At 49.7% G+C, this 22,739-nt stretch carries 18 protein-coding genes and 1 tRNA gene; 5 read left to right on the forward strand and 14 right to left on the reverse strand.

The features are described 5' to 3' along the window. Positions 1–35: 35 nt before the first annotated feature. The 3 genes from xylB to ACXAGC_RS00990 all read left to right on the forward strand — a co-directional run bounded on the left by xylB (position 36) and on the right by ACXAGC_RS00990 (position 4,141). Positions 36–1,526 (forward strand): xylulokinase, encoded by a 1,491-nt coding sequence (xylB, locus tag ACXAGC_RS00980; protein WP_474841607.1) that lies wholly within the window; start codon positions 36–38, stop codon positions 1,524–1,526. Between the two features lie 71 nt (positions 1,527–1,597). Beyond that, positions 1,598–2,917, forward strand: a complete 1,320-nt coding sequence (gene xylA, locus ACXAGC_RS00985; RefSeq protein ID WP_474841609.1) for a xylose isomerase — start codon at positions 1,598–1,600, stop codon at positions 2,915–2,917. 63 nt (positions 2,918–2,980) lie between these two features. Continuing rightward, a complete protein-coding gene (locus tag ACXAGC_RS00990) occupies positions 2,981–4,141 on the forward strand; it encodes a pyridoxal phosphate-dependent aminotransferase (RefSeq protein ID WP_474842375.1) in 1,161 nt (386 codons plus the stop codon). Between the two features lie 87 nt (positions 4,142–4,228). Here ACXAGC_RS00990 and ACXAGC_RS00995 read toward each other — a convergent pair whose 3' ends face one another. The 7 genes from ACXAGC_RS00995 to ACXAGC_RS01025 all read right to left on the reverse strand — a co-directional run bounded on the left by ACXAGC_RS00995 (position 4,229) and on the right by ACXAGC_RS01025 (position 12,941). Further along, positions 4,229–6,343: a TonB-dependent siderophore receptor gene (locus tag ACXAGC_RS00995; protein WP_474841611.1), complete on the reverse strand. Its 2,115-nt coding sequence runs from the start codon at positions 6,341–6,343 to the stop codon at positions 4,229–4,231. Between the two features lie 132 nt (positions 6,344–6,475). Next, positions 6,476–7,084: a chemoreceptor glutamine deamidase CheD gene (cheD, locus tag ACXAGC_RS01000; RefSeq protein ID WP_474841613.1), complete on the reverse strand. Its 609-nt coding sequence runs from the start codon at positions 7,082–7,084 to the stop codon at positions 6,476–6,478. Positions 7,085–7,095: 11 nt separating this feature from the next. Next, a complete protein-coding gene (locus ACXAGC_RS01005; RefSeq protein ID WP_474841615.1) occupies positions 7,096–7,926 on the reverse strand; it encodes a CheR family methyltransferase in 831 nt (276 codons plus the stop codon). Continuing rightward, entirely contained in the window at positions 7,927–10,218 is a 2,292-nt protein-coding gene (locus ACXAGC_RS01010) for a methyl-accepting chemotaxis protein (RefSeq protein WP_474841617.1), read from the reverse strand. It lies immediately after the preceding gene. A gap of 3 nt (positions 10,219–10,221) precedes the next feature. After that, positions 10,222–10,725, reverse strand: coding sequence for a chemotaxis protein CheW (locus tag ACXAGC_RS01015; protein ID WP_119502837.1), 504 nt, complete (start codon positions 10,723–10,725; stop codon positions 10,222–10,224). After that, positions 10,722–12,551 (reverse strand): chemotaxis protein CheA, encoded by a 1,830-nt coding sequence (locus ACXAGC_RS01020; RefSeq protein ID WP_474841620.1) that lies wholly within the window; start codon positions 12,549–12,551, stop codon positions 10,722–10,724. The genes ACXAGC_RS01015 and ACXAGC_RS01020 overlap by 4 nt, the downstream gene beginning before the upstream one ends. A gap of 24 nt (positions 12,552–12,575) precedes the next feature. Further along, complete coding sequence (locus ACXAGC_RS01025; RefSeq protein WP_119502839.1) at positions 12,576–12,941, reverse strand: response regulator; 366 nt, start codon at positions 12,939–12,941, stop codon at positions 12,576–12,578. Positions 12,942–13,272: 331 nt separating this feature from the next. Between ACXAGC_RS01025 and ACXAGC_RS01030 the strand changes: the two genes are divergently transcribed. Beyond that, the gene (locus ACXAGC_RS01030) at positions 13,273–14,127 is read left to right on the forward strand and encodes an MBL fold metallo-hydrolase (RefSeq protein WP_474841623.1); all 855 of its coding nucleotides are present in this window, start codon (positions 13,273–13,275) and stop codon (positions 14,125–14,127) included. A gap of 15 nt (positions 14,128–14,142) precedes the next feature. On the opposite strand, the gene ACXAGC_RS01035 is transcribed toward ACXAGC_RS01030, so the two are convergent. From ACXAGC_RS01035 to ACXAGC_RS01045, 3 genes are all read right to left on the reverse strand, one after another. Next, positions 14,143–14,439: a hypothetical protein gene (locus tag ACXAGC_RS01035; protein ID WP_474841625.1), complete on the reverse strand. Its 297-nt coding sequence runs from the start codon at positions 14,437–14,439 to the stop codon at positions 14,143–14,145. Between the two features lie 92 nt (positions 14,440–14,531). Further along, positions 14,532–15,887, reverse strand: a complete 1,356-nt coding sequence (locus ACXAGC_RS01040) for a hypothetical protein (protein WP_474841627.1) — start codon at positions 15,885–15,887, stop codon at positions 14,532–14,534. An 82-nt stretch (positions 15,888–15,969) separates the two neighbouring features. Further along, positions 15,970–19,260, reverse strand: coding sequence for a S41 family peptidase (locus tag ACXAGC_RS01045; RefSeq protein WP_474842377.1), 3,291 nt, complete (start codon positions 19,258–19,260; stop codon positions 15,970–15,972). Positions 19,261–19,375: 115 nt separating this feature from the next. Here ACXAGC_RS01045 and ACXAGC_RS01050 point away from each other — a divergent pair, with 115 nt between their 5' ends. Then, positions 19,376–20,119: a sulfite exporter TauE/SafE family protein gene (locus tag ACXAGC_RS01050; protein ID WP_474841629.1), complete on the forward strand. Its 744-nt coding sequence runs from the start codon at positions 19,376–19,378 to the stop codon at positions 20,117–20,119. 4 nt (positions 20,120–20,123) lie between these two features. On the opposite strand, the gene ACXAGC_RS01055 is transcribed toward ACXAGC_RS01050, so the two are convergent. The 4 genes from ACXAGC_RS01055 to ACXAGC_RS01070 all read right to left on the reverse strand — a co-directional run bounded on the left by ACXAGC_RS01055 (position 20,124) and on the right by ACXAGC_RS01070 (position 22,711). Further along, entirely contained in the window at positions 20,124–20,366 is a 243-nt protein-coding gene (locus ACXAGC_RS01055) for a DUF2798 domain-containing protein (RefSeq protein WP_474841631.1), read from the reverse strand. Positions 20,367–20,483: 117 nt separating this feature from the next. Beyond that, positions 20,484–21,755: an MFS transporter gene (locus tag ACXAGC_RS01060; RefSeq protein ID WP_474841633.1), complete on the reverse strand. Its 1,272-nt coding sequence runs from the start codon at positions 21,753–21,755 to the stop codon at positions 20,484–20,486. 437 nt (positions 21,756–22,192) lie between these two features. Continuing rightward, positions 22,193–22,268 (reverse strand) — tRNA-Phe (locus ACXAGC_RS01065). A 170-nt stretch (positions 22,269–22,438) separates the two neighbouring features. Continuing rightward, a complete protein-coding gene (locus tag ACXAGC_RS01070) occupies positions 22,439–22,711 on the reverse strand; it encodes an oxidative damage protection protein (protein ID WP_119502842.1) in 273 nt (90 codons plus the stop codon). Positions 22,712–22,739: the final 28 nt, after the last annotated feature.

The following is a 22,739-nucleotide window of genomic DNA, read 5'->3' on the forward strand; positions in this document are numbered from 1 at the left end:
TAGAGGAATAGCGGATTACCAGAAGTGGAAACAACATGTACATAGGCATTGATTTAGGCACCTCAGGGGTAAAAGTGGTGTTAACAGACGAACAGGGCGCGGTGTTAAGAACCACCCATGCGTCTCTGGATGTGTCGATGCCAAAGGCCTTATGGTCAGAGCAGGATCCGGCAGACTGGTGGGAAGCGACCTGTCAGTGTCTGGATGCGCTGAAAGCATCGCAGGACTTAAGTACCGTGAAGGCTATCGGACTGAGCGGACAAATGCACGGGGCAACCTTGCTGGATGAAAACGGTGACGTGTTGCGCCCTGCCATCCTGTGGAACGACGGCCGCTGCGATGATGAATGTCATGAAATAGAAGCGGCCGTGAGCGACGCACGTCAGCGCAGCGGTAATATCGTGATGGCAGGCTTCACCGCGCCTAAAATCCTGTGGGTTAAGCACCATGAACCTGATGCCTACAGACGCATTCACAAAGTATTGTTGCCCAAAGATTACCTGCGTTACAAACTGACCGGTGAATTTGCCAGCGAAATGTCAGATGCAGCCGGCACTATCTGGCTGAATACGGAATCCCGTAAATGGGACAGCACATTGCTGGCTGCCACAGGGCTGAATGAATCTCATATGCCGGCACTTTTCGAAGGGAATGCGGTCACAGGAGAGCTGACGGCCAGCCTTGCCGAACGCTGGGGCATGAAATCCGTCCCTGTTGCCGGCGGCGGTGGCGATAACGCTGCCGGCGCTATTGGCTGCGGTATTGTTGATGCGGGTCAGGCCATGTTGTCACTGGGCACATCCGGGGTTTACTTTGCCGTCACCGATACCTTTCGCATTAACACAGAGCAGGCTGTACACAGCTTCTGTCATGCCCTGCCTTCCCGCTGGCATATGATGTCGGTAATGCTGAGTGCTGCAAGCTGTTTACAATGGTACGCAGGTCAAAGTGGCTATGAGGATGTAGGGGCGATGCTTGATGATGTTGAGCAGTCAGTCTCTTACTCTGATGACGCAACACCGTTGTTTTTGCCTTACCTGACAGGTGAGCGGACACCACATAATAATCCTTATGCGAAAGCAGCCTTTTTCGGGGTCACAGCCAGCACTACCCGCGCGCACATGGCCAGAGCAGTTATTGAAGGCGTTTCTATGGCACTGGCAGACGGCATGGACGCAGTGCATCAAAGTGGCGTGAGTGTATCGTCAATCAGCTTGATCGGCGGCGGAGCGAAAAGTCCTTTCTGGCGACAATTGCTCAGCGATATCAGCGGTCAGACTCTCACCTACCGCAAAGGCGGCGATGTTGGTCCTGCGCTCGGAGCTGCAAGGCTTGCGCAACTGGCGGTGAATCCTGACAAATCCTTATCTGACATTTGTTTTCAGCCCGAAGCAGAAGCGGAATATCAACCAGACCCCAAAGTTAATGAAGCCTATTTAGCAAAACGTCAGCAGTTCCGTGAGCTTTACTACGCCATAGAACCTTTCTGGTCGTCACCGAAAAAACAGAAAACTTTCACGAATTAACATAATTGTTGAACTGCGCAGGGTCTTTCACACTGTCTTCACCATAACCCTGCCTGAACAGGAAAAAGAATATGAGCAACTATTTCGACGCAATTCCAAAGATCAAATACGAAGGCGCGGACTCGACCAATCCGCTGGCATTTAAACACTACAACCCGGAAGAAGTGATCATGGGTAAAACCATGGAAGCGCACCTGCGCTTTGCTGCCTGCTACTGGCACAACTTCTGCTGGGACGGAGCTGATGTATTCGGTGGCGGCACATTTAATCGTCCCTGGCTGACTCAGGGTGATGCCATGACGCAAGCCAAAGCGAAGGCGGATGCGGCTTTCTCATTTCTGGAAAAGCTCGGCGCGCCTTATTACTGCTTTCACGATGTTGATGTGGCACCGGAAGGTCAGTCTCTGAAGGAATACGTGCACAACTTTTCCACCATGACTGAAGTGCTGGCGCACAAGCAGGAAGAAACCGGCATGAAACTGCTCTGGGGCACGGCGAATGTATTCAGCCACCCACGTTACATGTCAGGCGCAGCAACCAACCCGGATCCGGCCGTGTTTGCCCGCGCAGCCACTCAGGTATTTCATGCGATGAATGCCACCAAACAACTGGGCGGTGAAAACTACGTGTTGTGGGGCGGCCGTGAAGGTTACGAAACCCTGCTGAACACCGATTTAAAGCGTGAACGTCAGCAACTGGGGCGCTTCATGAACATGGTGGTTGAGCACAAACACAAAATCGGCTTTGACGGCCTGCTGCTGATTGAACCTAAGCCACAGGAGCCGACGAAACATCAGTACGACTACGACACAGCAACCGTTCATGGCTTCCTGTCTGAATTTGGTTTAGAGAAAGAGTTTGCCGTAAACATTGAAGCTAACCACGCCACCTTGTCCGGCCACTCTTTCCATCACGAAATAGCCACTGCATTTGCGCTGGGGATCTTCGGTTCTATTGATGCCAACCGCGGCGACCCGCAATTAGGCTGGGATACTGACCAGTTCCCTAATTCAGTAGAAGAAATGACACTGATTTGTTACGAAATTCTGAAAAATGGTGGCTACACCTCAGGTGGCTTTAACTTTGACACCAAATTACGCCGTCAAAGTATCGAGCCGGAGGACTTATTCCTGGGCCACATCGGCGGCATGGATACCTGTGCGCTGGGCCTGAAAAAAGCCGCTGCCCTGCTGGAGTCTGAAGCACTGGGTGACGCCGTTGAGAAACGCTATGCCGGCTGGTCAGAAGATTTCGGCCAACAGGTATTAAACGGTAAAATGTCGCTGGAAGACGTAGCTAAGTTCGCCAGCGATAACGCACTGGATCCCAAGCCGGTATCCGGCAAACAGGAAGGCCTGGAAAACATCGTAAACCAGGTGATCTACAAGTAAGCTGGCTGGCGCTGACCGGTTTGCTGTATCATGGCTCTTCGTTTTTACGGGGAGCCTGTTTTGTTGAAGTTTTCAGATCGTGCCAACGCCATTACACCCTTCTATGCCATGGCTTTTTCAGAGAAAGCCAGTGCCCTTGAAGCAAAAGGGCATCATGTCGTCAGACTCAATATTGGCGAACCGGATTTCGGTGCTCCTGGTCCGGTTGTGCAGGCCATGCAGGATGTCATGGAAAGGGCAGAACTGCCCTACACTTCAGCCTTAGGTTTACCGGCCTTGCGGGAAGCCATTGCCGGTTTCTATCTTCAGCGACATGGTGTTGCTGTCAATCCAGACAATGTTGTAGTTACTGCAGGAGCATCAGCCGCGCTGCTTCTGGTGAGTGCCGCACTGGTTAACCACGGCGATAAAGTGATGCTGGCCGACCCGGCCTACCCGTGCAACCGTCAGTTTATCCGAAGCTTTGGCGGGCAGTTGCAAAGCATTCCCGCCGGCGCTGAACAGCGCTTTCAGCTGACACCACAAAGCGTGCAGGCAAACTGGCAGAGCGATACCAAAGGTGTGATGCTGGCATCACCGTCTAATCCCACGGGCACATCGGTGCCTGAAAGTGATCTGGCGGCAATATGCGATTTTGTAAAATCCCGCGGTGGCTGGCGTATTGTTGACGAAATTTACCTGAATCTCAGCCATGATGGTCACGCTCAGACAGTACTGGCTTTTGACCCCGACGCCATTGTGATCAACAGCTTTTCAAAGTACTTCGGTATGACCGGCTGGCGTTTAGGCTGGTGTGTAGTGCCGGATGACATGGTGCCGGTGATGGAGCGTCTGGCGCAGAACTTATACATTTGTCCGTCGACCCCCGCGCAATATGCGGCGCTGGCCTGTTTCACCCCGGAAACCCTGAACGTTTGCGAAGGACGCAGAGATATTCTGCTGCACCGGCGTCAGCGGGTTCTTGATGGCTTAAAGCAGGCTGGATTATCCGTGGATGTGGAGCCGGACGGCGCGTTTTATGTATATATCAACGTCACCTCTACCGGTCTGAATGCCATGACTTTCTGTGAGCGGTTACTGGAAGAACAGCACGTTGCCCTGACACCGGGTAATGATTTTGGCGAGGCTACCGGTGATGATTATGTGCGTTTGTCCTTCGCGGCTTCAGAAACTGCATTGGATGAAGGTATAAAGCGCATCGGTAATTTCCTGGCGTCACTGTGATTTATCAGGACTGGTAGCGGCTTAAATATAGAAAAACCGGTCAGCGGCCCCTGAAGGCAGCGGAACCGGCTTTGTGAGTATATTTATTTAAAACTGATATTTCACACTGGCAGTGTAATTCACCGGCGAGCCCGGCATTACCCAAAGCTTATGGTATGAGTTTTCAAAGTAGACTTCATCAAACAGGTTGTTGACGTCGAACTTCACACTCAGCTTCTCATTTAATGCCAGCGAAGCCGACAGGTTCACCAGCGTATAGGAAGGCAGTATAAATCCGGCGTCAGTGGTTTCCCCCAGGCGGTCGCCCACATAACGCACCGTGGCGCCGAAGAAGGCTTCTTTTTCCATCAGTTGCGTATAGTGATTCAACGAGATAAAGCCTGCGTGTTTCGCCACATTGATCAGACGGGAGCCTTTCGGAATGGTCACGCCCCAATCGAGGTTATTCACTTCATTCGCGGTTTGCGCATCCGTGTAAGCATACGAGAAATCCAGACGGGTATTGGCAGTTAAGTCTGTGGTCAGCTGAAACTCAACGCCCTGGCTCTCCACTGTACCTAATGTCGCCGACAACCCGGTGTTGGGCTCTGCTGTCAGCATGTTGGTTTTTTCAGCGTCAAAGATAGCAATGCTACCGGAGAACCGCTCAGCCAGATTTTCCCACTTAGCACCCACCTCAAACGAGGTAGTTTCTTCCGGGTCAAACGCATTGCGGTCGGAATCAAGCCCGGGGTTGGGTCTGAACCCTTCAGCATAGCTGGTATACAGGCTCACCTTTTCGTTTACAGCGTAAGTCAGACCGAGACGGGGCGTGACCACTGTTTGATCCTGGCTCTGACCGGCACCTGCAAGATGGTCATAAATTTCCTGCTCAAATTTGTCTACACGGAAACCCAGCAGCAGTTTAGTGGCTTCATTTAACTCGATGAGATCCTGCGCATAAAAACCCAGACCCTGTTGCTTTTCTGCAGTAAGGGTAACAGGCGATACATCAGGACGGGCTATGGTGTAATCAGGATTGGCCGGATCAATACTGTAAGTGGTGTCACCGGCGCCCCAGGCTGTTCGCCAGCGACGATAGTCAGTATCGATATGATAATTGTAGTAATCCAGACCAATCAGCAGGTTATTGGTTAAACCGGCAACCTCTGCTTCGCCACTCAATTCTGCACGTAAGGATAAATCCTGCGCTTCATAATCACGGGTTCTCCGCTGGCGCGACAGAATATCCGGATCAGTCAGTAATAACTGACGGCCAGCCGACAGCTCAGTATCTGAAGATTGTCCTTTCATGGACGAATCGCGGTACGCCATGCCTGTAAGCAGGTGCCAGCTGTGAGTCAGTTCGTGGTTCAGCACCAGTTGATGACCGAAGGTTTTCACCTCATGTGCACCGTCCCGGATATCACCGTAAAAGTCTTCCGGGTTCACCGCATCAAAATCGTTGTCCAGTACATAAACACCACGGTCCAGCGGCTTTTCCTGATCAAGGATTTCCATCTGATAACTCACACTGGTGACATCAGACAGGTTCCAGATGAACGAAGGATTGATATTGAGGTTTTTAAAGAAAACGAGATCTCTGTACGTGTCAGAGTCTTCATATGAACCATTGAGCCGGTAAGCCATGTCATCATTCAGACCATTCGTGTAATCGAATTCAACCTGTTTCTTACTGTAATTACCCAGTGTGCCCTGAACGTAGCCCTGTTCTTCAAATTGCGGCTTTTTAGTAATGATATTGATGGTACCGCCGGGTTCTCCCTGTCCGTACAAGGCAGAACCGGGGCCTTTCATTACTTCAACTGACTGAATATTTACTGTGCCGCGGTTCCCGCTGTAACCGCGAACATTAAAGCCGTTAATGAGATAGCCAGTGGCGTTGTTTTCATCGCCTGAGAAACCACGAATGGCAAAACTGTCGAACATGCCTCCGGAGTTATTCTGTCTGACGACAGCAGGAGAAAAATCCAGCGCATCAATGAAACGGGTAATGCCTTCACTGGCTAACTGATCTGCACTGATACGATCAACTGCCTGAGGCGTTTGAATTAACGGAACATTGCCACGGTAAGGCTGGAAGTGTCGCTTCACTTCAATGTGTTCCACGTCATCCTTCTTTTCCTGCGCGGCAATAACACTCTCTTGTGCTGCTGCGCTGGTGGATAGTGCGAGTAATGAATATAAAAACTGCTTTTTCATAAAATCTTCTGTAAGGGGGGAACCAAATGGCGCAGGATGTTATATCATATCAACTCAGTGAGCAAACCGGTTTTGTTGAAGCTTTTATGAAGATTAAAGGCCCCGGACTATATAAGGGCGCTGGCAGAACGCTTAATTCCCAAACATATCAATGGAACCGGTCGCTTTCGTTTCCTCGTTAACACGCATGGCGAGTTCCGCTTCACGGTCATGAATGGTGTTGTTGTTCATGTCGTAAATGCGCTTCATCAGCACCGAACCGGTAGATGGGGTGAAATAAATCTTGCGGGCGTAATTAGCCATCAGATCGCTGGCCAGGATGGGAATATTTTCGGTTCTTAAGAAGTCGATGGCAAATTCAGAATTGGTTGCGCCGATATCATTTTGCACATATCCGGGCAACACTCTGGCACCGCCGAATACCTTAGCAACCAAACGTTTCTTTTCTCCGCCCAGATGAAGGCAATCATTTAACAGCACTTCCATGGCATGCACACCGTAGCGGTTTGCTTCAAAAGACATTTTGTCGATTTGCTTATTATTTGGCAGCATGAAATGGTTCATGCCGCCAACTTCAGTGATGGGATCATACAGGCATACTGCCACGCAGGAGCCGAGTACCGTCACAATGAGTTTGTCTGCCGCAGTGACATAGTATTGACCAGGTAAAATTTTTACCGCATCACGGCCAAAACGACTGTCGTAGTAGGAAGGAGGCTGACTAAAATCATGGGCGGACACGTTATGTGTAACTACCTGACTGGCGCATAAATTGTTTTACCAACCGGTCTGAGAATATCCGATGCATCAGCGAAATGCTCAGAGTGCCCGGCGATATACAGGCTGTCATGCTTGAGATGACCGACCAGCCTGTTCAGAATCTGATATTGAGTCGGTTTATCAAAGTAAATCATTACGTTACGGCAAAAAATGACATCCATTTTCTCTTTGAAGCTATAATCTTTATGTAACAGATTGATTTGCCTGAATTCCACCATCTCCCGCACTTCATCGACCACCCGCACCATGCCGGATTTCGAGCCTTTGCCCCGGTAGAAAAACTGCTTTTGTCTTTCCGGCGACATTTTCTCGATAGACGACGCTTTGTATACACCATTTTTTGCGGTTGCCAGCACCTTGCTGTCAATGTCCGATGCGTAGATTTTGATACCCGGCCGGAATGAGCCAAAGGTTTCAGCTACTGTCATAGCAATAGAGTAAGGCTCTTCTCCTGTACTGCTCGCCGCGCACCAAATCGCGGTCACATTGGAATGATTACGAAGGTATTTTTCCAGCGCGGAAAAGTGATGAGGCTCACGGAAGAATGACGTTAAGTTAGTAGTCAGCGCATTAACAAATTCCTGTTGTTCAATGTCACTGCGCTCTACCACTTTTAAATAGTCACTAAAGGTTTTCAGCCCCAGCGCCCTGAGGCGCCGGGATAACCGGCTGTACACCATGGTAACTTTAGAGTCTGCCAGACGAATGCCTGCAATCTTAAACACGGTGGCGCGCACCCGTTCGAAGTCGTCCTGACTATAAGCATATTCTCTGTCGACTTGCTCAGCGGTTGCGGCGGTCATTTAGAATGTCTCCCACTCACTTTCGCTTGGCGAGCCTGGCTTCAGAGCTTTAGGCGTACTCACGGCTGTCATACGTGCGGCCGGCTTTGCAGAGCCGTTCATTCTCTTAGCTGGCGGTGGTGCAAGCAGACTACCACCATCCAGTTTGAACATCGCAACCCGTTCTGTCAGGCCAATGGCTTGTTGTTGCAAGCTGTCAGCCGCAGCCGCAGCCTCTTCAACCAGTGCCGCGTTTTGTTGCGTCATTTCGTCCATGCTGTTCACGGCTTTGCCCACTTCTTCGATGCTGGTAGCCTGCTCAGAAGACGCTGCAGAGATTTCAGACATGATGTCGTTCACGCGCTGAATCGCATTAACCACTTCAGCCATGGTATCGCCGGATTTGTTAACCAGCTGGTTACCACCGTTGATTTTGCCCACTGAGTCAGAAATTAACTCTTTGATTTCCTTCGCGGCTTCCGCTGAACGTTGTGCCAGCGTACGCACTTCCGATGCTACCACGGCAAAGCCCCGGCCCTGCTCACCGGCTCTGGCTGCCTCTACAGCCGCATTCAGTGCAAGGATGTTAGTCTGGAAGGCAATACCGTCAATGACGCCGATGATGTCTGAGATTTCCTGAGCTGACGCATTAATATCGCCCATGGTATCGACCACCTGACGAATAAGGTCCCCGCCTTCATTGGCAACTTTTGAAGCCTGTGAAGCCAGCATGTTTGCCTGCTCTGCGTTCTCTGCATTCAGACGCACGGTGCCGGTCAGTTCTTCCATAGCGGAAGCCGTTTCTTCCAGACTGGACGCCTGCTGCTCAGTACGGCTGGATAAGTCGGCGTTACCTGTGGCAATTTCCGACGAAGCTGTATTAATGGTGTCTACCGCTTCGTTAATCGAACGGATAGTCCCTGAAATTTCTTCGGCAAATGAGTTGATGGCGTTGGCCAGCACCTGGAATTCACCCTGGAAGTCATCATCTACCCGCTGTGTTAAGTCACCGGCTGACATTGAAGACATAACATCGCTGATAGTACCGATGATACGTTTATTGTCCTGAACAAACTGGTTAATTGAATTACCCAGTTCAGCAAAATCACCATCCAGTCGCAGCGGGTCGGTATCCAGATCACCCACCACCAGGCGCTGCATGGTGGCGCGGATAGCCTGAACTGCCTTAACCCGCGCGGTAATATCTACAGCATATTTAACCACACGGTAGGGTTTACCATTCTGGTCGAAAATCGGGTTGTAGGAAGCCTGGATCCACACATCGTCACCGGCTTTATTGATGCGTCTAAATTCATCGGCGAAGTAAATACCTTTGCTCAGTTGCTCCCAGAATGAACGGTATTCCGGACTTTTCTTATATTCCGCATCAACAAACATGCTGTGATGTTTGCCCTGAATTTCTTCCAGTGAATAACCCATAGCGCCAAGGAAATTCTCATTGGCGTTGATAATTGTACCGTCCAGGTTAAATTCGATAACCGCCTGAGCACGGTTCAATGCTTCAATCTGACCACCGTAATAAGCATTTTTGATTTTCTCGTCAGTGATGTCTGTGGCAAATTTAACAACCCGGATCACTTTACCGTTTTCATCGTATACCGGGTTGTAAGATGCATTGATCCAAATTTCACTGCCGTCTTTGCGAATCCGGCAGAACTCGCCCGAGGACACCTGACCGCGGGCCAGGTTGCGCCAGAAATCTTTATATTCCTGACTGGAAGCATAGTCACCTCTGCAGAACATACGGTGGTGTTGACCCTGAATTTCCTCCAGGTCATAACCCACTGCGCCACAAAAGTTTTCATTAGCCGTAATGATAGTACCGTCCGGATAGAACTGAATAACTGCCTGAACGCGATTCAGTGCGTCAGTAATAGCATTGGTTAAAATGGCGTCCTGATTATCAATCAGTTCAACGCTGTAGGCGGTTGTCTCGCCACGCACGTTTTTCAGCCCGGCCACCGTAACCTTAATATTCCGGTCCTTCAGTTCCAGTAACACCTCGCCACCGCCCGGCGAGTGCGCCGCGGCCTGCTGAAGACTGCTGGCCTGTAAGCCAAGGGCACTGATGTTACTGCCAATAAGGGTCATGACCGAAAAACCGCTATTGCGGGCTTTAATACTACTTTCCAGTTGCCCCAGCAGCGCCTTTGCCGCTTTGTTTGCGACCACTATGTTGCACTGACCATCCAGAATCAGCAGACATGCAGACGATGCTTCAAGGGCCTGGATGCTTTCCAGCGATCCTACTACGGCATTGTCCTCACCACTTAACCATTTAAAAACACCCATCGATTACTCTCCTACACTCGCCTGACCGACTTCCACCAGCCCAAGTTCATTGCTGTTAATTAAACTTTCAATATTGACAAGAATGACCATGGTTTCGTCCACATCCGCCAAGCCATGTAAATACCGACTATCAAACGCCACGCCAAACTCCGGAGGTGGCAACATTTCTTCTTCAGTTAGACGGATAACATCGGATACACCGTCAACCACAATACCCACAATGCGCTCATCCACATTCAACATAATGACAATGGTGAATTCGTTATAAGTGGCTTCGCCCACATTGAACTTAATGCGCAGGTCAACCACAGGCACAATATCGCCCCGCAGGTTCATGACCCCTTTTATAAAGTCAGGAGCATTGGCGATTTTTGTTACCTGCTCGTAACCTCTGATTTCCTTCACAGTGGTGATGTCCAGCGCGTAGTGCTCCTCACCTAAAACAAAACTGAGAAATTCACGATCATCTCCGGCCATCACCGACTGTTGTACGGCGGCTTCGCTCATACACATAACTCCTCTTCTGCGGGCAGTTGACAATGTTCTGCCACGGCGTCTGCATCCAGTATCATGGCCACGGTGCCATCACCCATAATTGTTGCTCCTGCCAGACCGGGGATTTTCCGGTAATGGCGCTCCAGACTCTTAATCACCACCTGCTGCTGACCTAAAATGGAGTCAACCTGAATGCCGTAGCGTTTTTTGCTACTTTCCACCAGTACAACAATGCCTTGAGTAGCCGACGTGACGGCATCATCGATATCCATCATTTGGTGCAGTGCCACCATTGGCCAGTACTGTTCTCTGATCCACAGCAGTTTTTCATTCCGGATATTTTTCAGTTCGTTAGGTTTTGGTTGGAATGACTCAATTATATTTAGTAGAGGAATCACAAAAATGCGACTTCCAACTTTCACACACATGCCATCAAGAATGGCTAAAGTGAGGGGTAACTGAATGTAAAACCCTGATCCTTCACCAGTTTTTGAAACTATCTCAATTCTTCCGCCAATCGACTCAATATTTCGTCTGACCACGTCCATGCCAACTCCCCGGCCACTGACGTCAGTCACTTCCGCAGCAGTGGAAAAGCCGGGTTCGAAAATCAGATTCCACACATCACTGTCTGGCATATCGTCACTGAATGGCAGACCATTTTGACGTGCTTTGTCCAGAATGCGCTCACGGTTAAGACCGGCACCGTCGTCTGTAATACCGATGACGATATTGCCGCCTTTTTGCTCCGCACTCAGAGTCACCGTACCCGCCTCTGGTTTACCGGCTGCCTTACGGACCTCCGGGGATTCCACACCGTGATCAATACTATTGCGCACCAGGTGGGTGAGCGGATCCACCAGCTTTTCAATCAAACTTTTGTCAATTTCGGTATGCTCACCTTCCATCACCAGATTGACCTGCTTACCTAACTTTCTAGACAAGTCACGGACAACCCGGGGGAAACGGCTGAAGGTCATATTTACAGGCAACATCCGCATGGACATCACCGATTCCTGAATTTCCCGTGTATTGCGTTGCAACTCGGTGATTGCATGTTGCAACCGGTCGCTTGCCTGTCCGTCTACTTCACTGCCCACCATCGAGAGCATTGACTGGGTGATCACAAGCTCTCCCACCAGATTCACCAACCCGTCGATCTTGGTAGTATCTACGCGGATAGAGGCGTTCTCTTTGGCCGGTGAGGCTTTCGCCGGTACTTTCGGTTTCACTGCGACGGCCGCCGGAGCAGGTTCAGATTGCCCGGCCGCTTTGGCATCCGCCGTAACATCTGTCGTATTCGCGGCAGGGGTTTCACCTGCGCTTTCTGCAACAACAGGGAATTCTTCTTCATCATCAAAAAAGCCGAAATCAAACCCTTCACCGTCATCACCGGATTCAGAGGAAGCCGCCGGCTGGCTGTCCTGACCGCTATTCTCTCCCTGACTCCCGCTCCCAAGGACGGTTTCCAGTTCAGCAATACGGGCAGAAATATTGTCGTCGGGAGTATCAGTTCCCGCTTTATAAGCTTCGAGGGTTTCCTTCAGCACATCTGTGGAGGAAAGCAGTAAGTCCACGGATTCCGTGGTGAGTGGCATAAGGTGTTTGCGGGCCTGGTCGAGCAGGTTTTCCATGACATGGGTCAGACGGGTAAGTGCGTCGAAACCAAAAATACCGCTGCCGCCTTTAATGGAGTGGGCGGCGCGAAATATGCTGTTCAGTTCCTCATCATCAGGGGCAGACACATCAATTTCCAATAAGATGCGTTCCATTTCCTGCAAATGTTCGTCGCTTTCGTCGAAAAAGACAGTATGAAACTGCCCAACATCAATGGACATTTTACGCTCCCGTGAAGCATAGAATCAGCTGGCCAACTTATTGATAACTGTCACAAGTTTATTGGGGTCAAAGGGCTTAACCATCCAGCCGGTGGCACCGGCCGCGCGCCCTTTTGCTTTCATGTCATCACCGGCTTCGGTGGTTAACATGACGATAGGAACGCGTTGGAATGCCGGTTTGCCTCTGAGCGCTTTAATCAGTGTCAGTCCGTCCATGCGTGGCATGTTCTGGTCTGTAAGCACAACATCAAATGCGGAACCGGAACACATATCCAGTGCATGCTGACCGTCTTCGGCTAATGTCACTTCGAAGTTAGCCGCACGCAATGTCATTTCCACCATTTGTCTGATCGAAACGGAATCATCTACAACTAAAACCCGTGTACTCACCTGATTACTCCTCACTATTCGGTGTTGGCATTAAACCGGACAGAAAGTGATCGGTGATGCCAATAAACGTAGTACACAGTATGAACAAGATCCAAATTCGCGAAATTATACTTTTGGTTATTTGGCGACAATAGTGAATTTTAACGACATTTGCGACAAAGATAGTGTAAGCATTAAATTTTGACTATAAATTAATCGCTTAACATTGAAATAAGAATGAGTCGCATGAAAGAAGATACTGAAATTATCAGTGAAATCAGTGACAAACATACATAGTTATACATTTATATAACTGAAATTAGAGCCATCACACGTTACTCCGGACCCACTTATGTCATTTCTCACCAGATATATTCTCATAACCATTTGCATAATCTCTCCGGCATCAGCGCAGGAATATCGCCTCGAAGATACCGGAAATGATGTTTACCGGTATGTGGCCGGAAACTACCGCTCCGTGGTGATCAATACCAGCGACGGTATAGTGGTCGTCGACCCGCTAAACACGGATGCTGCAAACTGGCTGAAAAAAGAAGTAAAAGAGCGCTTTAATAAACCAGTACGTTACGTGATCTACAGTCACAGCCATCCTGACCATAGTTACGGTGGCAACGTGTTCGATGACGGTAATACAGTTTTTATCAGTCACGAAGATGCGAGAGCTAACTTAGTACGAACAAAAGCGCAGACGACTATCCCGAAGCTGGTTTTCAGTGACACCTTCATCCTGCACGCCGGCGAAAGTTCGATTGAAATGCGTTACCTGGGGCCAAATAACGGTTATGGCAACGTGGCTATCAGGATTCAGCCCGGCAACATTTTGATGGTGACCGACTGGATAACACTGGGACGTTTACCCTATAAAGATTTAATGGGATACGACATTGAAGGAATGATAGTTTCGGTAGAAGAGGTGCTGAAGCAGCCCTTCAATTTGTTTATCGGCGGGCACGCAGACACAGGTAGCTACAGGGATGTGGAAAACTACAGAAATTATCTGGTGACCCTGCATGACACCGTGCTGGAAGGTATTCTGGCTGGCAAATCGTTAGAGGAAATACAGACCACTAAAGCGCTCAGCCCGTGGTCAGAATTGAAAATGTTTGAGGAATGGATGCCACTGAATATTGAAGGCGTATACAACCAGCTGATGTCACGCTCGTATATTCAACTGCGTCCTGAGTAGAGGACGCAGCGCACTTTACAGGCGTTCGATAGCAGGGATGTCGTAGTAAATATCCGGAGACTGCTCTTTCAGCTCAGTGAGGGATTTTTTTCGGGCGGTCCGCTCGCTGACTGTTTCACCAAATACAGCCAGATGCTCTTCTTCGATGAGTTGCGAGATATCAGAATGGCTGGCAATACCAAGCAGTTTTGCTGCCTGAATAAGGCCTTCGGTCCGGTGCTTTTGCACATCGTCCGGCTTGCCTGATAAGGTATTGCGGAAACTCAGAATAAGTTGCTCCCGGCAATAACCTATAAATTCATTCTGTGTCATCAGCGTACCTTTTTCATCGTTTGCGATTGAGCACGATAATGGATCTGCAAAAAGAACTCAAAAACCACTACACCAGTCAAGCAGGGCATACGTTAAAAAATACGCATTTCCATGCTGTACACCTGCTCTTTGCCGTTTATTTCTGACATATAGACTTTATACAGATAATTAGGCGCTTCCACTTCGATAACATCATTCATCACGAAACTGTCCTCGCCCACCGCAGATAAGGCATCGTTTTTAGATTGCCCTTTAAAGAACTGCGCAAAGCGCCAGTGATGATTTTGGGTGTATTCATTTTGAATAAAGTCAGGGCTGACATTGACCTTACTGACATTCCGGCCGATGACTTCTACCAGCGTCCAGGGGTTTATTAACACATACCCTTTGCCAAATCGCCGGTTCGTCCAGCCAATCTTTTCACCGGGCAGTGCGGAGATATCCAGACTTTCCCCGTTGTCGTCCCGATTTGTAAAGTCATCCAGAAATGCCACAGCCTCATTGTTTTCCTGCCATGTAAATTCAGGTAACGACGCCATCACTTTTTCATTGCGCAATACAAAACCGGTAGCTTCCCGCTCTACGTCTTTCTGATCGTTCACCAGATAGGTTTCGCCGGTGAGCGTAAGGGTAATATCTCCCTGTCTGAAAGACATTTGCTGTTTGCCTGAATAACTCTCTCCCTTCCCGATGCCATTAATTGACCACTTACGGTAGTCGAAGCGATCATCAAAAAAGAAAAAGTTGGTCAGTTCATTACCAAAAAATGCTGAGCCGTACCGGGCCTCTGCCACGATGCCGTCTTTCAGGGTAATCCAGTGGGAGCGGCCATAGGCAAGCATTGTCCAGTGCTCATCCTGCCTGAACGTAAAAGAGGGCGTTCCGAAAAGTTTTTCTACTTTTTCCTGCTTATCACCGGGTTTGATGCCATACATGCCCTGCCCGATACTGACTTCAGTACTTTGAGGCAGTGGCGGGGTTTTATCATCGGAAGCGTCAAACGCCGGCACTGAGACCGTTTGTCTGGCGCGGATGACATTCATGCCGAATTGTTTGAATCCGTCCGGAGTAAACGGGGTCAGATCGCCATCAACATATTCACTGCCATCTTTGCATTCAGATAACAACTGGGCCGTTACCCTTAACATGCCACGGTCATTGCTGGTTTGCTGAAATTTTGTCCGTAATACCGCAACACCCTGTGCATCGACATCAAGGGCTTCGTAAAACAGATCGTCCCTGGCCTCAGCCATCATTTCTTTGTGCGCAGCGTCGCTGATTCTGTCACCGCGTACATAAGACATCACACTCACTACAGTGGTATCGAGTACGTCGTAATCACACGTCGGGTAATACTTGAGGAATTCCGGCTCCTTGCCGGTAGCATTGGCAGACAAACTCCCTGTCAGTAAGGCCAGAAATGTTGCTACGAAAGTATTTGTTTTCATGACACACTCCATGTTTTTTAGACAATCATAACAACACTAACTGGCCAAAAAGTAAACTAAAGTATAGACCTGCTGCTCTGTCCTACGGCCGGATATCATGCGCCGGTGTGCGGACATCCGGCAGTGTCTCCCCTTCCAGCGGGTTTACCGGATTCAGTTTTATCTGCTCTTTTAAATAGCGGATTGCAGCGTCCAGCTGAGCGTCTTTTCCGTTAAATGTTGCATACGGAAGATTATCGACTTCCCTGTCCGGACTGATCCCCCGCCCTTCAGTTATCCAGCGTCCGTCTGCAGCAAATACAGGAAACTCAGCCACCCGCGCCATACCATTATCGGCAACGCGGTTGCGTCCGGTAAGCCACACACCGGCACCTGCGGTCTGCTTGCCGATAACCGGAGCCAGGCGCATTGCTTTTACTCCGGCAGTGAAAGTTTCGCCATCTGAATAGGTAAACTGATCGGCCAGTACCACAAGGTGACCACGGAATGTTTGCTGCATGTTTGTGCCCACGCTACCGGTAGGATACTGCCAGAACATCCATACCCGCCGGAGCAGCTTCTCCAGGATCATGCTGTCCACGTTACCACCACGATTACGCCTGACATCAATGATTAAGCCATCCTTTTTATATTGGGCATAGAACTCCCGCGCAAACGACGCGACATCATTACCCCCCATTGCATAGAGGTGCAGATAGCCAATATCAGCATCTTCCTGATTCACTTTTTCGCTGTTCGCCAGTACCCAGTCACGGTAGCGCTGTGCAAAATCTGTATTCACATCTGTCGGGGTAACAACGGTTTTCACTACTTCCTCATCCCGTTTCAGTGTCAGCAACACCTGCTTGCCGGCGGTGTTCATGAGCGCCCGTACTACGTCTGCACGGGTTTGTGTTTCATGGCCATTCACCGCAAGGACAATGTCGCCTTCTTTCGCATCGGTACCAGGCTTTGCCAGAGGTGGTGCCTCTGCCGGAATTTCACTGTCGTAACGGTAAATGTGGGAAAGAAGTACACCATCAGCGGTGTCGTCAAGGATGCCGCCCAACATGGCCGCTTTGGCTGCATTTTTATCTTCCGGCATTTCACCGCCCCGCACCTGACTGTGTAACGCATTGAGCTCTCCCATCATCTGGGCAAAAACGTCATTCAGTTCACTCCGGTGTGTTACACGTGCAAGCAGCGGAGCGTATTTTTTTTCTACCTGTTTCCAGTCGAGCCCCCGCATCGCCGGATCGAACAGTGACTCCCTGTGCATCAGCCAGGCATCATGGAACATCTGCGCCCATTCCTGCTGCGGCGTAATGCGCATTTGCCAGCCTGCTGTATCGAGTTGCTTACCTGACAAGTCTTTCGGAAAACTGGTACTGGCAGGCACGATATACATGTGCTTATTGCCCTTACCCTGTTTGTGTACAAACAGGGACTTTCCGTCTGCGGATAAGGCATAACCGGCCACACCGGAGGTCACCGCCTTCAGCTTACCGTCGTGCTTAATTGCCATCCCTTTCAGCACGGCTGCGCTGCCACTTTGTTCCGTTACAAATAAGGTTGAGTCAGTCATAGTCAGATGACCGTAGTTAGCCGGACTGACTGGCACCTGCCAGAGTCTCGAAGTCAGGCCATCCCATTTTACAACGGAGCCGGACTGCTCACCTTCCTGCTCTGACCCCGTTTCATCTTTTTCTGAGCCTTTAATTTTACGGTTCAGCTCGGTTGGCGCGGCAAAACTGAAATCACCGTTACCGGTAAGATCAAGAGCAAAAATTTGTGTCGGTTTGTCAAAGGCAGTCCCCATGGCACGGTCGCCCCAGGGATTCGACGGTGAAGCAACAAAATGCCGGTCAGACAGAAAATAAAGCCACTGACTGTCTGCACTGAACGCCGGAGAGTAAGACTGGTATTTATCCGATGTTACTTCCATCCCCCGCTGTTCAGCCATGGCATACAGATAAATACTGTTGCGCTCGTTACCTAAAATATTACGGCTGACAGCCAGCAGTTTGCTGTCCGCAGACCACACCAGGTCCGGGGTGGCAAACAATCCGTCACTGTCGTCCAGTACCGTGGACACCGTGCTATCAGAAGTATTGAGAACCTGAACCTTTCCCTCATTGTCGTCGAAGGCAAGCCACTTACCGTCAGGTGAAAGGGATAACTGCCAGCGAAACGCATCACCATTTTTTGTGAGTTGCTCAGCCTGGTCAGAACCATCTGCTGCAAAACGCCAGATCTCCGTTTCACCGCTGGCGTCGTTTAATGCATAAACCCACTTCCCGTCATGACTGAGCAGGGCTTTCCGGCTGCGTGAATCTTCCGGCGTATCCACTTCAACCAATCTTGAACCATCTGTTCTGGCAATAGCAATGCGGCCTCTGGCCGTCAGCACAACAGCATCACCAGATTGCGCGAAGGCCGTATTGGTAAGGAACTCAAGAGGCGCATTGTCCCAGTGTTCCCGCAGGTAGGGAAAATCTGAAATCAGCTGAACCGGTACAATTTCGCTGCTGCCTGATGACAAGTCTTTCAACACTAAATCCGCACCCTGCTGGTACACAATCCGGTTGCTGTCGGCACTGGCACCGCGTACCGTCCAGTCTGCTGTTCCGGATTCTTTTCGCAAAGATTTACCGTCGGGAGTCATCGACCAGAGGCTGTCCGGGCCATCCTGGTTACTGATAAAATAAATGCGGTTGTCTGCCAGCATTGGGGTGCGTACAGAACCGTTATGGTCTGCTGTTAACCGCTCAGCCTCCAGCCCGGAATGCAGTTTCCATCGCCAGAGTTCACCTTTTGCTCCACCCTGATAATAGTTTGCATTGTCGCCAGAAACCTGTAAGCCAAAACGAACAAAGTAGAGCCACTCACCTTTGTCATCAATGACCCCCTCTACTGCATCAGCGAGAGGTAAAGTAGAGACCTTGCCAGAGTCCGGCTCCAGCAGTTTAAGAACATAACTATTGGCTGGCCCTGTATGGCTGTTCGTGCTGTAAAGGAGCACACCGGATGTCGTCCACTGGTGCAGTTTAACTGCCGCATTTTCGAAGGTGGCACGCTTTGCCACACCGCCTCTCACTGGTTTTATGTAAACTTCTGTCGTGCCTTCATAGTTAGCAACAAACGCCAGTTGTGTGCCATCAGGAGAAATAACCGGCTGCGTTTCTTCTGCCCGTTGGGTAGTTAACCGTGTCGCTCCAAACTGACCGCCATTCTTGGTGTTCAAATCTACAGACCAGAGATCGCCTTCAGCGTTGAATATCAGCTGGTCATTATGCAAAACCGGTTCACGGTAATACCCCGGAGCCGCCATGGCCTGCGATACAGAGAGGGCAAGCAGCACTGCTATGCCGCACGCGAGTCGTTTGCTCTTCATTCGTTTCATTGTTTGTTCCCTGTTGTAAGTGCTTTATAATTTATTTTTTCATCCCCGCCTCAACGCTGACGCTTTTTTATTCTTCGTCAGAGAAGTCAATCTGAGGAGCTTCTTTTTGTTTATCGAACAACTTTCGTTTGCAGACATCAGTATCGTGCTGGCAATTGGTTTTATGGTCGGTCTGGCCAAGGCCGGCATCCATGGTACATCTCTGCTGTCAGTTCCCTTACTTGCCATACTGTTCGGCGGAAAAGGTTCCTCAGGCATCATGCTGCCAATGCTGATTGCCGCTGATGTTTTTGCAGTCTATCACTATCACAGACACGCAAACTGGCAGTTTCTGATGAAACTGTTTCCTCCTGCGATTGCCGGAGTATTGCTTGGCACGTGGCTGGGCGACCACATCGACGACGGTATGTTCATGCGGGTCATGGCAGTGATTATTTTCGCCAGTGTGGCGTTAATGCTTTGGTTGGAAAAGCGAAAAGCCGACGTGCCTGATAATACAACGTTTGCTGTGCTGACCGGTGTCATGGGGGGATTCACCACTATGGTGGGCAATCTGGCCGGCTCTGTGATGGCTGTTTACCTGCTGAGTATGCGGTTACCCAAAAATGTATTTATTGGTACTGCTGCCTGGTTTTTCCTTGTCATCAACCTGTTTAAAGTCCCTTTTCATGTTTTTGTGTGGGAGACCATCAGCTGGGAAAGCCTGAAATTGAATTTGCTCGCTCTGCCACTCATCATTGCAGGGGTATATTGCGGGATCTGGCTGGTAAAACGTATCAGTGAAGCTCACTACCGCTGGCTGGTTATCATCATGACCTTACTCGCGGCACTGGCGTTACTGCCGGGTTGACCCTTCACCTCTGCGCGGTCGCCTCTGTTGCCACAAGGCGCATAACAATGCGCTTTACCACCGGCGACACCACCATAATCACCGGAAAAGCGATGGCAAACGTCAGCGGCCAGGAATTCAGCCAGCTAATAATCACCCCATCTGTAAAGCCGATATTAATTGTGGTTACTACCAGCGACATAATGCCGGACATAAAGAAAGCCATGAATAATGCAAAAACCACCGGTGCATAACGGGGATGAATCATAGAAGAACCTTTGAAATAAAAAATGAAGAGATACGTGTTGCAGTTCATTCAAGTATATCACAGACTCTGGTGTAAATTTGAGCCGTTACTCTCTTAAGGTAAAACAGGCTGTATTTATCAGTGCTTCATCTGTTCAGGGTAGCGGCCCAGTGTAATGATTAATCCGGCTCCTGTTGCAGAGAGTATGGCCACAGCATGCAACGTGAAATCATAGCTGCCAGAGGCATCAAAAGAACGGCCAAAGACGAATGGCGCCAGCCCGGCTCCCACCGAAAAGAAAATATAGAGAAAGCCATACAGCGAACCGTAATGCGCCAGCCCGAAGTAGCGGCTGATGAGATACGCCATAATATCCAGTTCAGCACCTGCCGCGAGGCCCACAATCAGAGCAGCAATCATAATTTCCATCTCATTAAGAAGCGGTTGCTGCAAAATGATTGCAGACACCAGAGGCATACCTAAAAAGAGCGCTGCAACCGCAGGTGCCCAAACCTTGTCCATAAGAAAACCTGCCAGCAGCCGGCCGGCGATAACACTGATACCGATATATCCGGCAAAATGCGCGGCATCACTTACTGACAAGCCCCGGTCAGTCAGGATAGGAACCAGATTGGTAATAACCCCGGAAATACCCACTGCCACACATAATAAAGCTATGCAAAGGGCCCAAAGTTTATAACCTTTCAGTGCCTGTTTAAGACTGAGTCCGGATGGGACTAAATTTGTGTCTTCCGCTTCAGAGGAAGAAGCCCCGACGACATTAGCCCTGCCCGCTTCACGAAAGAAAAGCAGCAGCGGAACATATGCGATGACGATGACAGTGATACCCAAAAGCGCGTAGGCATTACGCCAGCCAAACTCTGTAATCAGCCAGGCTGTATAGCCGGGCGCGACAGCCGCTGCGATGCCGGTTCCCATCAGAGTCAGCCCCAACGCCAGTCCTCTGGCACGGTCAAACCACCCGTTCACAACTTTCGTCCAGGTTACGGGTAATGTGCCGGCGGCCAACACAGACATCACCACCCAACCTGTATAAAACATCCAGATTTGTTTGCCTGTAAAGGAAAGCCCGATCAGACTCAGCGCAAAAAGTGGCATTGATACCAAAGCCACAGCCCTTGCACCAAAGCGATCGATAACCAGGCCGGTAAGCGGTGCTGTGATCACCGCAGCTAAAATCATGATACTTATTCCGAGCTGAATTTCCCCCCGACTCCAGGGCATGTCTGCATCTATCGCCGCAACAAACACGCTGTTCGTGTAAAAACAAACCGATGTGAGTCCGCAACCGGCACCAATCAACGCAGCCAGCAGCACTTTGTAGCCTTGTTTGAATTCTTGTGAAGCAGAAGACTGAGCGTTTTTTACAGAAGCGGATACAGATGACATGAACAACCCTTAAGTGAGTAGCCGGGATACTAAAAGCAATGACCTTACTCCCGAGACTATCCCCCGCCGCACGGTGCCACTATGATAAATATCAATCCGGTACTGCTATTAGCGGTGCGCCATAAGCATTAAAATTTGCTGACGGTCAAAGAAGGCCAACCAGAATTGATTGCCGGGCCAATAGCTGTAATAGTGATGATTATCTGAGCTATGCTTAACGTTCAATGAAAGGCGGAGACGGAAATGAAAACCTGGGAAGAGCATAAAAAGCAAATGGCAGCTGATGAAAGACGGGAGTGGATTTTGGCTCTGGCAGTCACTGCGGTTATTTTTCCGTTCATTGCCGTGCTTTTCATTTTTTAGGTAAGGCACCGGAACGGATGGTATTTTCAGTTTCCGGAATCAAAAAAGCCCCGCTTACGCGAGGCTTCTAAGAATGGTGCCCAGAGGCGGGATCGAACCACCGACACGCGGATTTTCAATCCGCTGCTCTACCAACTGAGCTATCTGGGCGAAACTTGGTAGCGAGGAGACTTTTTAAAGCCTGTCCTGCTGTGGGTGCGTATTAAACGGATTTCCGTGCTTCAAGTCAACCGTTTTTCTGCATATTTTTTTCAACTGCGCATTAGTTGCGCAATTCAGAGAAAAAAACAGCAACCCGTGCATTTTTCAACCGTTTAACACTACTTCTTCGGGGGTACGTAGCCTTCGATGGTCGGCTCAATCCCTTCGAACAAAAAGGCCTCCATCTTTTCTTCCAGGAACTTTCTGTCTGTAGGTTCCATCATATTCAGCTTTTGTTCGTTAATCAGCATGGTTTGCTTTTTCTGCCATGCGGCAAAGGCTTCTTTAGAAATATTGTCAAAAATACGCTTTCCCAGTTCGCCGGGATAAAGCTGAAAATCCAGTCCGTCTGCGTCTTTATTCAGGTGCTGGCAAAATACTTGTCTGCTCATGGTGTCTCCTTAAGCCGGGCTGACAAAC

Source organism: Alteromonas sp. AWJ4_197 (assembly GCF_056160285.1).

Excerpts from the sequence above, each read along its gene's own strand:
- ACXAGC_RS01040 (WP_474841627.1), bottom strand. The coding sequence starts at position 15,887 with ATGAAAACAAATACTTTCGTAGCAACATTTCTGGCCTTACTGACAGGG.
- ACXAGC_RS01045 (WP_474842377.1), bottom strand. The coding sequence starts at position 19,260 with ATGAAGAGCAAACGACTCGCGTGCGGCATAGCAGTGCTGCTTGCCCTC.
- ACXAGC_RS01055 (WP_474841631.1), bottom strand. The coding sequence starts at position 20,366 with ATGATTCATCCCCGTTATGCACCGGTGGTTTTTGCATTATTCATGGCT.
- xylA (WP_474841609.1), top strand. The coding sequence starts at position 1,598 with ATGAGCAACTATTTCGACGCAATTCCAAAGATCAAATACGAAGGCGCG.
- ACXAGC_RS01010 (WP_474841617.1), bottom strand. The coding sequence starts at position 10,218 with ATGGGTGTTTTTAAATGGTTAAGTGGTGAGGACAATGCCGTAGTAGGA.
- ACXAGC_RS01030 (WP_474841623.1), top strand. The coding sequence starts at position 13,273 with ATGTCATTTCTCACCAGATATATTCTCATAACCATTTGCATAATCTCT.
- ACXAGC_RS01020 (WP_474841620.1), bottom strand. The coding sequence starts at position 12,551 with ATGTCCATTGATGTTGGGCAGTTTCATACTGTCTTTTTCGACGAAAGC.
- xylB (WP_474841607.1), top strand. The coding sequence starts at position 36 with ATGTACATAGGCATTGATTTAGGCACCTCAGGGGTAAAAGTGGTGTTA.
- ACXAGC_RS01070 (WP_119502842.1), bottom strand. The coding sequence starts at position 22,711 with ATGAGCAGACAAGTATTTTGCCAGCACCTGAATAAAGACGCAGACGGA.
- ACXAGC_RS00995 (WP_474841611.1), bottom strand. The coding sequence starts at position 6,343 with ATGAAAAAGCAGTTTTTATATTCATTACTCGCACTATCCACCAGCGCA.
- ACXAGC_RS01060 (WP_474841633.1), bottom strand. The coding sequence starts at position 21,755 with ATGTCATCTGTATCCGCTTCTGTAAAAAACGCTCAGTCTTCTGCTTCA.
- ACXAGC_RS01035 (WP_474841625.1), bottom strand. The coding sequence starts at position 14,439 with ATGACACAGAATGAATTTATAGGTTATTGCCGGGAGCAACTTATTCTG.
- ACXAGC_RS01005 (WP_474841615.1), bottom strand. The coding sequence starts at position 7,926 with ATGACCGCCGCAACCGCTGAGCAAGTCGACAGAGAATATGCTTATAGT.
- ACXAGC_RS01015 (WP_119502837.1), bottom strand. The coding sequence starts at position 10,725 with ATGAGCGAAGCCGCCGTACAACAGTCGGTGATGGCCGGAGATGATCGT.